Here is a 13673-nt window from a genome sequence, read left to right on the forward strand (position 1 = left end):
CGCGGCTGCCGGTGCGCAGCGTGCCGCCGGCGCGGGACAGCGCCAGGTGCACGCCGACGACGTCGTGGCCGGCTTCGACCGCGCGGGCCGCCGCCACCGCCGAATCGACTCCACCGCTCATCGCCGCCAGAACACGCATGGCTTCCAGTCTACGAACGCGCGCCTGACCGAGGGCCGGATGCGCAGAGCACCACGTGCCGACGAAAGCACCACCTACCGACGTCGACAAGCGGTGAGCTCGTCGCGGAGTGGTTCAGTCGGCCGCGCGCAGCGCGCTGCGGCTTCCGGATGCGCGCGCGTACGCGTCCGCGATCACCGCGAGCACGGCGTCGACGTCCGCGAGCGTGGAGGTGCGCCCGAGCGAGAACCGCAGCACGCTGCGCGCTTCCTGCTCGCTGCGCCCGAGTGCGAGTACCACATGCGACGGCTCCGCCACGCCGGCCTGGCACGCCGAACCGGTGGAGGCCGCGATGCCGCCCATGTCGAGCAGGAACAGCAGGCTCTCCCCGACGGCGCCGGGGAAGAGCACGTGCGCGTTGCCCGGCAGTCTGTCGGCCGGATCGCCGAGAAGCTCGGCCCGGGGCACCGCCGTGCGGATGCCGGAGATCAGGCGGTCCCGCAGACCGGTCAGGCGTGCGGCCTCGGCGACCCGTTCGGCCTCGGCCAGCTCCAGGGCCACGGCGAAGGCCGCAGCACCGGCGACGTCCTGAGTGCCCGCGCGGAGCCCGCGCTGCTGTGCTCCGCCGTGCAGCAGCGGCGCCAGACGCGCGGTCCGCGCGACGACCAGTGCGCCGATGCCCACCGGAGCGCCGAGCTTGTGACCGGCCACCGTCATCGCGACCAGGCCGGCGCCGGGGGACGCATCACCGCGCAGCGAGCGGAACGACAGCGGGACGTGCCCCCACGCCGCCACCGCGTCCAGATGGAACGGGACTCCGGCCTCCGACGCCGCCGCAGCCAGGCCCGCGCTGTCGTTGACGGTCCCGACCTCGTTGTTCGCCGCCAGCGCGGTTGCGAGGGCGGCCGGGGCACCACCCTCGCTCAGCGCGACGGCGAACCGCTCCACGGGGATCCGCCCCGTCGGGTCCAGCGGGACCGCACGCACGTCAGCGCCGTCCTCCGCGAGGGCCGCGACGGTGTCCATGGTCGCGTGATGCTCGCCGTCCGGCAGCACCACGGCATCCGTCCCTGCTCCTCGCGAGCGCCACAGCCCGTGCAGGGCGGTGTTGATCGACTCGGTCCCGCCCGAGGTGAAGACCACCTCGATCGGCTCGCAGCCCAGCGCGGCGGCCGCGCGCTCCCTGGACTCCTCCAGCACACGCCGCGCATCCTGACCGGCTCCATGCGTGGACGAGGCGTTCCCGATGACGTCGGTCGCCGCCAGCCACGCCTCCCGCGCCTCGGGGCGCAGAGGTGACGTGGCCGCATGATCCAGGTAGAACCGCATCCCTCCATTGTCGCCTCCCCACAACCCTGGGCGGGCTGTCGGAACCGAGGCTCAGCAGACCCGGCACCCGGATTCACGGCCGTCCGCCGCGCACGTTTAGGCTGTTCCTCATGCCCGTGCAGTCCACCCCGTCCCTCGGCGGCTCCGCTCTCGACGATCTCGGCGTGCGCCTGCACGACGGCGTCGCCACGCTCCGCGTCTGGTCGCAGAACGCCTCCTCGGTCGAAGTCGTCGTCTTCGACGCCGACGACCTGGACTGGGAGATCGCCCAGGTGCCGCTGGACCGCAAGCCCGGGGGCGTGTGGGAGGTCACGACCGATCTGCTGCAGCCCGGTGCGCGCTACTCGCTGCGTGTGGACGGTCCGCACGGACCAGGCAACACGTTCAACGCCGAGACCCTGCTGCTCGACCCGTACGGACGCGGGCTCGCGCAGGGCAACGGCTACGAGGAGTGGCGCTCCGTCGTCATCGCCGACGGCTTCGACTGGGGCGGCGTGCGCAAGCCGAACACGCCGATGGACCGCACCGTGATCTACGAGGGGCACATCAAGGGCCTCACCAAGCGCCACCCCGACGTCACGGCGGCGCTGCACGGCACCTACGCGGGGCTCGCCCACCCGGCCATGATCGAGTACTTCAAGAGCATCGGCGTGACCGCGATCGAACTGCTCCCGGTGCAGGCGTTCGTGCCCGAGCCGCGGCTGCTCGAGAAGGGTCTGACGAACTACTGGGGCTACAACACGCTGAGCTTCTTCACGCCGCACAACGCCTACGCCAGCGAGTCCGCCCGCAAGGAGGGCCCGGAGGCCGTGCTCGCCGAGTTCAAGGGCATGGTCAAGCTCCTGCACGAGGCGGGCCTGGAGCTCATCCTCGACGTGGTGTACAACCACACCTGCGAGGAGGGCCTGGGCGGCCCGCGGTCGAGCCTGCGCGGCATCGACAACGCGCTCTACTACCGCCAGCAGCCGGACGGCAGCTACATCGACACCACCGGCGTCGGGAACACCGTCAACACCGCGACGGACGCCGCCGCGCGCCTGGTGCTCGATTCGCTGCGGTACTGGGCGACCGAGATGCAGATCGACGGCTTCCGGTTCGACCTCGCCACGGCGCTCGGCCGCGACGCCAACCACGAGTACGACCGCGAGCATCCACTCCTGACGGCGATCCGCACCGACCCGGTCCTGCAGGATGTCAAGATCATCGCCGAGCCCTGGGACGTGGGCCTGGGCGGCTGGCAGACCGGCAACTTCCCCGACGGCTGGAGCGAGTGGAACGACCGCTACCGTGATCGCACCCGCAACTTCTGGCTGAGCGACATCGACTACGCCCGCCGGGCCTCGGCGCCCGTGGGCATCGGCGGCTTCGCGAACCGGCTCGCGGGCTCCGCCAACACGTACAGCGAGGAGCGCGGCCCGCTGGCGAGCATCAACTTCGTCACCGCGCACGACGGCTTCACGCTGCACGACCTGGTCGCGTACGACGTGAAGCACAACGAGGCCAACGGCGAGGGCAACCGCGACGGCGCCGACATGAACCGCTCGTTCAACCACGGCGTCGAGGGTCCTACCGACGATCCCACGATCCTCGCGCAGCGCCGCAAGGCGATGCGCAACCTGCTGGGCACCCTGCTGCTGTCGGCCGGCGTCCCGATGATCACCGCCGGTGACGAGTTCGGGCGCACGCAGCGCGGCAACAACAACGCCTACTGCCAGGACTCGCCGCTGAGCTGGCTGAACTGGGAGCACGAGCAGTGGCAGCGCGATCTCACGGCGCACGTCGCCCTGCTCACCCGCCTGCGCGCCGAGAATCCGGCCCTGCGTCCGAGCAGGTACGCGCGGCTGGGTGAGCACATCCCCGACTCCTCGGTGATGGACTGGTTCGACCAGAACGGCGAGACCATGGAGGTCGAGCAGTGGAACGACCCCCGCAACCGCACCCTGCAGTACGTGGCGGCCAGCGTCCCTGAGAACGGCGCGTCCAATCGCATCCTGCTGATCGTGCACGGCACCGAGTCGCCGATCGACGTGCGACTGCCGGACTCGATCGAGGGCGCGACGGCGTTCGTCGAGCTGTGGTCCAGCGCGGACGACACGCCGCAGAGCGAGCAGCGCCGGCATGCACCGGGCGAGGTGCTGCCCGTTCCGGGCACCTCGATGCGCCTTTTCCGGGTGGAATGACCGGATTCCCCACGCGCCTCGTAACCCGCCCTCCGATGGGCTGGCGCGGGGCCCGCTGAGCGGTACATTCATGGTGTGGCAGCACGAACCGCTCAAGAACCCGCGGCGCTGAGAAGCCCCGCCCGGATTCCTCTGCGGCCTGCCGCCGAGACCGGCTCCCCGGAAGGCGTGAAGGCGGGCAGGATCCCGCTCTTCTCCCCCACCCCGCATGTTCCCCAGGGGTACCCGCCGAAGGCGTTCGCGGGCGAGGTCGTGCCCTTCGGCGTCGTCTCCTTCCGCGAGGGCCACGACCGCATCGGCGTGCACGTGCGCCTGACCGATCCCTCCGGCGGCGAGTCCCTGCACCGGCTCACCGCACGTCAGGACGGCACCGACCGCTGGATCGCGGACATCGCCCTCGACGTCGAGGGCTCGTGGCGGTACCGCTTCGAAGGCTTCGCGGACGACTTCGCCACCTGGGCGCACGCGGCATCCGTCAAGGCGGAGGCCGGAGTCGACATCGCGGTCATGAGCGCTCTCGGCGCGACGCTGCTGACCTCCGCCGCGGCCGAGAAGGATCGCCCCGCGGCCGAGCGCACCCGGCTGCGTGCCGCCGTGAAGCGGCTGAAGGGAGCGGATGCCGGTGAGCTGACCGCGGTGTCGACGGACCCCGCGCTCGCTGCGGCCTTCGCGGACCGTCCGATGGCGTCGCTCGGCTCCGTGACCGACTGGCTCGAGCTGACGGTCGAGCGCGCCCGCGCGGGCGTGGGCTCCTGGTACGAGTTCTTCCCGCGCTCCGAGGGCGCCGTCCGCCGCAAGGACGGCACGGTCAAGAGCGGCACCTTCCGTTCCGCGATCAAGCGCCTGCCCGGCGTCGCGGGGATGGGCTTCGACGTGCTGTACCTGGTGCCCGTGCATCCGATCGGCGAGACCAACCGCAAGGGACGCAACAACACCCTGACCACCGAGCCCGGCGACCCCGGCTCGCCCTACGCGATCGGATCCCCCGACGGCGGGCACGACGCACTGCATCCCGAGCTCGGCACCGAGAAGGATTTCACAGCGCTGCTGCGCGCGGCCCAGAAGCAGGGCCTCGAGGTCGCCCTGGATCTCGCGCTGCAGGCATCCCCAGACCATCCCTGGGTCGCCGAGCATCCGGAGTGGTTCACCACGCTCCCTGACGGCACCATCGCGTACGCCGAGAACCCGCCCAAGAAGTACCAGGACATCTATCCGCTGAACTTCGACAACGACCCCGAGGGCATCTACGCCGAGATGCTGCGGGTCGTCATGCACTGGGTCGGCCTGGGCGTGCGGATCTTCCGCGTGGACAACCCGCACACCAAGCCGCTGCAGTTCTGGGAGTGGCTGATCGCACAGGTCAACGCGAAGGATCCCGGCGTCGTGTTCCTCGCCGAGGCGTTCACCCGCCCGGCGGTCATGCGCGCGCTCGCCGCGGTCGGCTTCCAGCAGAGCTACTCCTACTTCACCTGGCGCAACACCAAGGCCGAACTCGAGGAGTTCCTCACCAGCGTGTCGCAGGAGACCAGCGACTACATGCGGCCCAACCTGTTCGTGAACACCCACGACATCCTCACCGAGTACCTGCAGTACGGCGGGCGCGCGGCGTATCGCATCCGCGCCTGCATCGCCGCGACCGCGGCTCCCACCTGGGGCGTCTACGCCGGCTACGAGCTCATCGAGAACGTCGCCCGGCCGGGCTCCGAGGAGAACATCGACAACGAGAAGTACGAGTTCAAGTTCCGCGACTGGGACGGCGCCGAGCAGCGCGGCGAGTCGCTGGCGCCGCTGCTGCGCCGGCTGAATGCGATCCGCGCCGAGCATCCCGCTCTCGGGCAGCTTCGCAACATCTCCTTCCACTGGAGCGATGACGACGCGGTGCTGGTGTACTCCAAGCATCTGGACGCCGCGTTCACGGGCACCGGCCACGACGACACGCTGATCGTCGTCGCCAACCTGGACCCGCACTCCGTCCGTGAGACGACCGTGCACCTCGACACGCGCATCTGGGGCGTTCAGCCGGGTGACGGGTTCGAGGTGGAGGATCTCCTCACAGGAGCTGTGTGGAGCTGGAACGACCACAACTACGTGCGGCTCGACGCCTTCGCCGAGCCGGTGCACATCCTGAGGGTGAAGGAGCGATCATGAGCTACATCGAGGACGTCTCCGTATCCGAGCAGTGGGAGAAGGCCGCCGACGGCGCGCACCACAACCCCCACATGCTCCTCGGCGCGCATCCGAGCACGGATGCGGCCGGGCGCACCGTCACGATCATCCGCACGCGCAGACCGCTCGCGGAGTCCGTCACCGCCGTCTTCCTCGACGGCGACCGGCTCCCGCTCGAGCATGTCGCACGCGGCATCTGGGAGGGCCGTCATGCCGGTCCTCCGTCGGCGTACCGCATCGCCACCGTGTACGCGGGGCAGAACGAGATCATCGCCGGGGACCCGTACCGGCATCTGTCCGCGCTGGGTGAGATGGACCTGCACCTGATCGCCGAGGGGAGGCACGAGCGGCTCTGGCAGGTGCTGGGCGCGCATCCGCGCGTGCTCGACGGCGAGACCGGCGTGGACTTCGCCGTATGGGCCCCGGATGCCAAGGCTGTGCGGGTCTGCGGAGACTGGAACTCCTGGAACGGCACGGGCCACGCGATGCGGTCGATGGGCGCCAGCGGCGTCTGGGAGCTGTTCATCCCGGATGTCTCCGTGGGCAGCCGCTACAAGTATGAGATCCTCACCCCGGACGACCGCTGGATCCTCAAGGCCGATCCGATGGCGCAGGCCGCCGAGGTACCGCCCGCCACGGCATCCGTCGTGACGCAGAGCGCGTACACCTGGGCGGACGGCGCATGGATGACGCGCCGGGCGGCGACGCACGCGGTGGCGCAGCCGATGTCGGTGTACGAGCTGCATCTGGGCTCCTGGCGCGAGGGCCTCGGGTACCGCGAGATCGCCGATGAACTCATCGAGCACGTCATCGCGACCGGCTTCACGCATGTGGAGCTGATGCCCGTCGCGGAGCACCCGTTCGGCGGCTCGTGGGGCTATCAGGTCAGCGGCTACTACGCCCCGACCAGCCGGTACGGCTCCCCCGACGACCTTCGGTACCTGATCGACCGGCTGCACCAGGCCGGCATCGGCGTGATCCTGGACTGGGTGCCCGGCCACTTCCCCAAGGACGACTTCGCGCTCGCGCGGTTCGATGGCCGGCCGCTGTACGAGCACCCGGACCCGCGGCGCGGCGAGCACCAGGACTGGGGAACGCTGATCTTCGACTACGGCCGCAACGAGGTGCGCAACTTCCTGGTCGCGAACGCGCTGTACTGGCTCAGCGAGTTCCACGTCGACGGCCTGCGCGTGGACGCGGTCGCCTCGATGCTGTACCTCGACTACTCGCGCAAGGACGGCGAGTGGGAGCCCAACGTGCACGGCGGCCGGGAGAACCTCGAGGCCATCCGGTTCCTGCAGGAGGTCAACGCCACCGCATACCGGCTGCACCCGGGCATCGTCATGATCGCCGAGGAGTCCACCGCCTTCCCCGGCGTGACCGCGCCCACCTCCGCCGCCGGCCTCGGTTTCGGCTTCAAGTGGAACATGGGCTGGATGAACGACTCGCTGCAGTACATGAAGCGCGACCCGATGTACCGCTCCCACCACGAGGGCGAGATCACGTTCTCGTTCGTGTACAGCTTCGGCGAGAACTACGTGCTGCCCATCAGCCATGACGAGGTGGTGCACGGCAAGGGCACGCTGGTGTCGCGGATGCCCGGTGACCACCACCACAAGCTGGCGAACGTGCGCGCGTACCTCGCCTACATGTGGGGACATCCCGGCAAGAAGCTGCTGTTCATGGGCCAGGAGTTCGGTCAGATCGGCGAATGGTCGGTCGACCGCGAGCTCGACTGGTGGCTGCTCGACCAGCCCGCGCACGCCCAGCTGCAGCACTTCGTCAGCGCCATGAACGCGGTGTACCGTCGTCAGGCCCCGCTGTGGGAGCGCGACAACGACAGCAGGGCGTTCCACCGTCTCGGCGCACCGAGCTGGGACCCCAGCGTGGTCGCCTTCGAGCGGCACGACGCGCACGGTGGACGACTGGTGGTGGTGACGAACTTCGCGGGGGTGACCCGCACGGGGTACCGGCTGCAGCTCTCCTGCGAGGGAACCTGGGTCGAGGTGCTCAACACGGATGCCGCCGAGTACGGCGGCTCGGATGCGGGCAACCTCGGGATGATCCATGCGCACTGCGAGACCGACGACGCACCGGCGATCGCGACGGTCACGCTGCCGGCGCTGTCGACGATCTGGTTCCGCTACCAGGCCGACCCGCACATCCCGACGGTCAGCCACGACTGACCGCTCGCGGCCCGCCTGACCTCAGAGCCTCAGAGCCTCAGAGCCTCAGAACAGCAGCGACGCCAGGCGGGTCCGCGCGGCGGCGACGCGCGGATCCGCAGCGCCGATCAGATCGAACAGCTCCACGAGGCGCTCGCGCACCAGCGTGCGCTGGTCGGAGTCCACCGCGCTGAACAGGTCCAGCAGGCGGGAGAACGCATCCTCGACGTGCCCTCCGGCGAGGTCCAGGTCGGCGACGCGGAACTGCGCCTCGACGTCGAGCGGAGCGGCCGCGGCGGCCTCGCGCACCTGCTGCAGGTCGAGACCCTGCACACGATCCAGCAGACGCACCTGGCCGAGCCCGGCCTTGGCGTCCTCGTCGCGGGGGTTCTCAGCCAGCGCATGCTGATACGCCTGGATGGCGCGCGCGTAGTCGCCGGCCTCGATCGCGGCGAACGCCTCGGCGTGCAGCGGGGGAAGCGGCGCCTCCTCGGGCTCGGCGGCCGGCTCCTCGCCGTCCGTCGGGACGCTTCCGGTCACGCCGTTCTGCGCGGCGACCTCGAGCAGCTTCGCGAACACCTCGCGCACCTGCTCCTCAGGCACCGCACCCGTGAACATCGGCACCGGCTGGCCGCCGATGAGTGCCACGACCAGCGGGATGGACTGCGCGCGGAACGCCTGCGCGATCTGCGGGTTGGCGTCGACGTCGACCTTGGCCAGCACGACCCGGCCGCCCTGCTCCCTGGTCACCTTCTCGATGATGGGGCTGAGCTGCTTGCACGGCCCGCACCACTCCGCCCACAGATCGACGACCACGGGCACAGACCGCGAGAGCTCGAGGATCTCGCCGAAGCTCGCGTCAGTCACATCGACGACGACGCCGCCGGACGCCGCCGGCGCGGCCCCTTCCGGTGCGGTGGCGGGCTGGGCTACACGGCCGCGCAGCGAGGAGAGGTCGACGGCGCCGCGGAGGGCGGCAGCGGAGATTTCGGTCACTTGATCACCTGCACACTGAGAAGGTCCTGCTTGTAGGCGAGCAGACGGATCTGCTCGTTGGAGCCCTGCGCTGGCACGGCGAAGAACAGCTGGATGCCGTACGTCGTCGTGTAGCCCTTCGCGGACTCGGACACGCCGGTCAGAGCCACCGCCGTCGCGTCGGAGCCGAAGCGGATCACCGCGTCGGGGTTCGTCGGGGTGATCGTCTGCGTGTCGGTGACGCTCACGCTGACCACCGCACCGCTGTCCAGAGTCGCCAGCGACAACGGCTCGTTGTCGGATGCCGCCATCTTGAAGGCGGCGCTCGAGGTCGCACCGGCACCGGCATCCGCGGCCTTCTTCACCAGCGCGGCACGGCTGTCCCGGACCGACTTCGCGAACTCCTTGGAGGCCTCGTCGAAGTCGCCGGCGTACTGGCTCTTGTCATCGGCGTCCACGAAGTCGGAGAACGCACCGGCGAGCTCCGACGGGGGCAGCGACAGGAATGCCGACTCGGCCGGGACGCGGGTGGTGCCGAGCCATGCAGGCGCCACGTTCGGGAAGGTGCTCTTGGCGAGCATGTCGGCCATCGAGGTGACCCGGTAGTTGGCCCACGGGTCGCTCTGCACCATGGTCAGGAGCACCGGGGGCTTCTTGGCGTCCTTCTCGTCCACGGTCAGCGCGAGCACGGTGCGCGGCCACCCCTCCGTCGCCTCGGGGAGCAGGATCTTCACCTTGACCAGCGGCGTCACGAGGGCGCCTTCGCGGCCCTCGATCTTCCCGCGCAGCTGGTACTCCAGCCGACGGGCGTCGAGCGCGGCTCCGGTGAGGCGCGTCTCCGCGAGCTTCTCGTCCAGGTCGGTGTCGGCCTTGGTCAGCGTCGAGGCGACGTCGGCGACGATCCGCTGGCCCTGCTTGTCGGTGACCACGGGCTGCTTCTGATTCTCCGGCGCGACGACGCTGGGCGACGGCGTCGGCGAGGGCGCGTCACCGCCGAACTGCGGCCAGGAGTCGGCCGTGCATCCGGTGGCGAGCAGCCCGGTCAGCGCGAGAGCCGGCAGCGCGATCGCCAGGCGGCGACGCGCCGGCGTCATGGTCCGCTGAGCGGTGCCCGCGTCTCCGGGCTGATCGATCTCGGCGCGCTCGGGCATCGTGATCGGCTGCGTCTCGGGCAGCGGCCCCGGGCCCTTGCGGCGCGGACCGCGTCCGCGCCGCTGGTGACGGATGCCGAGGATGTACAGCACGATGCCGACCGCCAGCAGCAGGCCGCCGGCGGCCATCAGCGGACCCGCCCACGGTGTGCGCGTGTCCAGCGCCCAGGAGACGAGGATGTCGGTCGGTGCCGGCTTGACGCCGTCGCGGGCGATCAGCACGCTGTTGCCCTTGGTCAGCTGCAGGTTCGCGACCAGCGAGTCCTTGTCTGCGAACGAGTCGAGCCAGAGGTCCGAGCCGACCGGCGAGCGGCCGGACGTCTCACCGCCGTCTGCGGGCGGCTGCTCCGCCTCGACGTGCGCCGTCTTCGGCTTCCCCGACTTGGTCAGGGACACGTGGTCGTAGGCGGTGTCGGACAGCCACGACTTCATGTCGTCGGTGCGGGCGTAGGCCACGAAGACGTCGCCCCTGCCGCGCACCAGCAGCGTCTGCAGACCGGTGTGGGCACGCAGCACGTCGGCATCGACGAGCACGTACGGAGTGGGCTGATCGACCGTCAGCTCCATCCGCTGCTCGGTCGGTCCCATGAAGATGGTCCGCTGAGCGATTCCCGCTCCGATGAGAACCGTGGCCAGCACGAAGGCCACGACGGCCCATACGAATCGCACGAATCAACTCCTTACGTGACCCCGGACGCGTTCCAGGGGTCCCCGCTCGACGTTCCAGACTATCGAAAGCACCTGAGCATTGCCCACGAGCACATCGGCCCGTCGTGGACGGCTTGCGGATCGCAGGCGATTAGGCTTGCTCGCATCCGACCGGGAGAACGATGAAGATCCACAGCCCTTTCCGCACCGCTCTGGTGGCCACGCTCGGCGTGGGCCTGGGAATCATGCTGCTCACCAGCGTGCAGATGCTGTCGACGGTGCTGCTCTACATCGGCACGGCGCTGTTCCTCAGCCTGGGCCTGGACCCGCTGGTGTCGTTCCTGGAGCGCAGGGGCATGCCCCGCTGGGCATCCGTGCTCACCACGATCGTCGCCGTGCTCGGCGTGTTCACCGCGATCGTGCTGATCATCCTGCCCGTCGTCATCGAGCAGATCTCCCAGCTGGTCACGAAGATCACCGACCTCATCGTGAACGGCGACCAGACGATCCAGAACCTCAAGGACTGGATGACGGACACATTCCCGAACCTGCGTGTGAACGACGTCTTCGCCTACGTCGAGGACTGGCTGTCCAAGGAGGACTGGGCCAAGAACGTCACCGAGTGGGGCGGCTCGATCGGACAGGGCGTGCTGATCGTCGGCGGCGCCGTGCTGACCGGCCTGTTCGGCGCGTTCATCGTGCTCGTGCTCACGATCTACCTGACCGCGTCCACCCCATCGCTCAAGCGCGCGGTGTACCAGCTCGTCCCGGCGTCGCGCCGGGAGCGGTTCATCGACATCGCCGACCAGATCACCGACTCCGTCGGGCACTACGTGATGGGTCAGGTCACGCTCGGTGTGATCAACGGCATCCTGAGCTCGATCTACCTCTCCATCATCAACGCGCCCTTCACGGCGGTGCTCGCCGTGGTGGCGTTCTTCTTCTCGCTGATCCCGCTGGTGGGCACGCTCACGGGCTCGACCCTGATCGTGCTCGCCTGCCTGATCCCGGGGGTCGGCTCCCCCGCCACCGCACTCGCGGCGGCGATCTACTACCTGATCTACATGCAGATCGAGGCGTACTTCATCGCCCCGCGCATCATGAGCCGCGCGGTGGCCGTGCCCGGCGCCGTGGTCGTCATCGCGGCGCTGTCCGGTGGTGCGCTGCTGGGCCTGCTCGGGGCGCTCATCGCGATCCCCGTCGCGGCCAGCATCCTGATCATCTACCGGCAGGTGCTGATCCCGCGCATGAACGAGCGCTGACCCTCAGGCGTCCCAGACCGTCGCCAGCGGCAGCGCGTCGGGGTTCACGGCTGCGACGATCTCGGTCAGCACCCGCCTGGTCTGGCTCTCGCCGACCCACAGGTGCCGCCCGCCGTCGACCGCGATGAGCCGGGCGTGCGGTACCAGCCCGAAGCGCACGCGGGCCTCGTCGGGACGCAGGTAGTCGTCCAGCTCGGGAACCAGCACGACCAGCTCGCGCCGGTCGCCCCGCCACGCCGACAGGTCGGCATCAGTCGCGCGGTGCAGCGGCGGGGAGAGCAGGATGGCGCCCTCGACATCGTGGTCTCGGCCGTACTTGAGCGCGAGCTCGGTGCCGAAGGACCAGCCGACCAGCCAGGGCCGGGGCAGCCCGCGCTCGCGGACGAAGTCCATCGCCGCGGCCACATCGAACTGCTCGGCCTCTCCCCCGTCGAATGCGCCCTCGCTTCTGCCTCGGGGCGACGACGTTCCGCGGGTGTTGAAGCGCAGCACGGCCATCCCCGCCTGGGCGGGCAGACGGGCCGCCGCCTTGCGCAGGATGTGGGTGTCCATGCATCCGCCGGCCGTGGGGAGCGGATGCAGCGTCACCAGCGTCGCCACAGGTGGACGGTCCAACGGCATCGAGAGCTCACCGACCAGTGTCAGGTCGTCCGCCGTGGACAGCTCGACGTCGGTGCGCTCAGCAGGCAGCAGGACGGGCCCGCGGATCTCGAAGGTCATCCGATCCTCCAGCAGTGCGTGTGCCAGTGGCGACGTGCGGCGAGATCGGCCGAGTCGCCCATCACGCCGTCCGCACGCCAGGCGACCAGATGCGCGGTGCCCGGCGGGATGCTGCGTCCGCAGCCCGGGCAGACGTATTCCTTGACGGCCGATGCGCCCGACACGGGCTGCACGGTCCATTCCTGACCGCGACGGCTCTCGGTGCGCTTCCAGCCCGCCAGGAGGCGGTCGAAGGACTCGTCTGCGCGGGAGCGGTCAGTGCGCCGCCGGTGGGATCGTGCCATTCCTCCGGTCTACCACCAGTGGTTGCGGGTCCAGAACGCGTAGGCGCCCGCCCAGCTGCCGTAACGGCCCGTCGCGTAGCCGGTGCCCCAGCGCAGGTTGTCCACCGGGTTGTAGCCGTTTCCGGGGACCTTGCTGCAGGGCAGCGCCTGCACGAGACCACAGGCCCCGGAGGACCTGTTGGTCGCGTTCGGGTTCCAGCCGCTCTCCCGCGAGACGATGTAGTCCACGTAGGGATAGTCGCTCGGGGAGATCCCCGCCGCAGCCATCCACTCCTCCTTGGTGCCGCCGCCGGTGTACTTCGGGCGTGCTGCACCACCGCCGCCGCCGCCGCTCTTCGCGGGCGCCGAGGCGACCGTGGGCTTGGGGGTCGGCTTCGGCTTGACGTACACCTCGAACGCGCCGCGATCGACGGGCTGGATGGTCGCGCCCTCGACCGTGACGGTGATGTTCTGCGTGTCCTCGGAGGCGAGGGAGAACGTCGTCACCGCCGCGTCGGCCGCAGTGCTCGGATCGGCGATGGCCGTCCCTGTGGGTGCCAGCAGTGCGGCGGAGACGCCGACGACCGCGAGGCCCGCGCCGACGGCACTGAGCCGTCGTCGCCAGGGAGTCTTCTGCGTCGAACCGGACGCGTTCGGGCGCGTCGGGTTCGATATCGATTCGTTATCGGGAGTCAC

10 protein-coding genes and 1 pseudogene are annotated in these 13673 nt (G+C 70.0%); 4 read left to right on the plus strand and 7 right to left on the minus strand.

The window, feature by feature from the left end; genetic code table 11:
• Together BGN97_RS15455 and BGN97_RS15460 are read right to left on the minus strand one after the other, a co-directional pair.
• Positions 1-139, minus strand: a pseudogene (locus tag BGN97_RS15455) (tRNA 2-thiouridine(34) synthase MnmA); the annotation flags it as partial.
• Positions 140-253: 114 nt separating this feature from the next.
• Positions 254-1447, minus strand: coding sequence for a cysteine desulfurase family protein (locus tag BGN97_RS15460; protein ID WP_292703363.1), 1194 nt, complete (start codon positions 1445-1447; stop codon positions 254-256).
• A 110-nt stretch (positions 1448-1557) separates the two neighbouring features.
• On the opposite strand from BGN97_RS15460, the gene glgX reads away from it, so the two are divergent.
• From glgX to glgB, 3 genes are all read left to right on the plus strand, one after another.
• The gene (gene glgX / locus BGN97_RS15465) at positions 1558-3627 is read left to right on the plus strand and encodes a glycogen debranching protein GlgX (RefSeq protein WP_292703365.1); all 2070 of its coding nucleotides are present in this window, start codon (positions 1558-1560) and stop codon (positions 3625-3627) included.
• A gap of 75 nt (positions 3628-3702) precedes the next feature.
• Positions 3703-5775: an alpha-1,4-glucan--maltose-1-phosphate maltosyltransferase gene (locus BGN97_RS15470; protein ID WP_292703368.1), complete on the plus strand. Its 2073-nt coding sequence runs from the start codon at positions 3703-3705 to the stop codon at positions 5773-5775.
• The gene (gene glgB / locus BGN97_RS15475) at positions 5772-7979 is read left to right on the plus strand and encodes a 1,4-alpha-glucan branching protein GlgB (protein ID WP_292703371.1); all 2208 of its coding nucleotides are present in this window, start codon (positions 5772-5774) and stop codon (positions 7977-7979) included. Before BGN97_RS15470 ends, glgB begins: the two co-directional genes overlap by 4 nt.
• 45 nt (positions 7980-8024) lie before the next feature.
• On the opposite strand, the gene BGN97_RS15480 is transcribed toward glgB, so the two are convergent.
• Both BGN97_RS15480 and BGN97_RS15485 read right to left on the minus strand, forming a co-directional pair.
• Positions 8025-8954 carry a tetratricopeptide repeat protein gene (locus BGN97_RS15480; RefSeq protein WP_292703374.1) on the minus strand — a complete coding sequence of 310 codons (930 nt, stop codon included), beginning with the start codon at positions 8952-8954 and terminating at the stop codon, positions 8025-8027.
• A complete protein-coding gene (locus BGN97_RS15485; RefSeq protein WP_292703376.1) occupies positions 8951-10753 on the minus strand; it encodes a glycosyl transferase in 1803 nt (600 codons plus the stop codon). Before BGN97_RS15485 ends, BGN97_RS15480 begins: the two co-directional genes overlap by 4 nt.
• 161 nt (positions 10754-10914) lie before the next feature.
• Between BGN97_RS15485 and BGN97_RS15490 the strand changes: the two genes are divergently transcribed.
• On the plus strand, positions 10915-11994 hold the full coding sequence (locus BGN97_RS15490; protein ID WP_285632447.1) for an AI-2E family transporter: 1080 nt from the start codon (positions 10915-10917) through the stop codon (positions 11992-11994).
• A gap of 3 nt (positions 11995-11997) precedes the next feature.
• On the opposite strand, the gene BGN97_RS15495 is transcribed toward BGN97_RS15490, so the two are convergent.
• Genes BGN97_RS15495 through BGN97_RS15505 form a run of 3 tightly spaced genes read right to left on the minus strand, consistent with a single transcriptional unit; the run spans position 11998 to position 13673 of the window.
• Positions 11998-12714 carry an alpha/beta fold hydrolase gene (locus tag BGN97_RS15495; protein ID WP_292703378.1) on the minus strand — a complete coding sequence of 239 codons (717 nt, stop codon included), beginning with the start codon at positions 12712-12714 and terminating at the stop codon, positions 11998-12000.
• The gene (locus BGN97_RS15500; RefSeq protein WP_292703380.1) at positions 12711-12998 is read right to left on the minus strand and encodes a hypothetical protein; all 288 of its coding nucleotides are present in this window, start codon (positions 12996-12998) and stop codon (positions 12711-12713) included. The genes BGN97_RS15495 and BGN97_RS15500 overlap by 4 nt, the downstream gene beginning before the upstream one ends.
• Before the next feature lie 9 nt (positions 12999-13007).
• Positions 13008-13673 carry a transglycosylase SLT domain-containing protein gene (locus tag BGN97_RS15505; protein ID WP_292703382.1) on the minus strand — a complete coding sequence of 222 codons (666 nt, stop codon included), beginning with the start codon at positions 13671-13673 and terminating at the stop codon, positions 13008-13010.

Origin of the sequence: Microbacterium sp. 69-10 (assembly GCF_001897945.1) — a bacterium.
GTDB lineage: Bacteria > Actinomycetota > Actinomycetes > Actinomycetales > Microbacteriaceae > Microbacterium.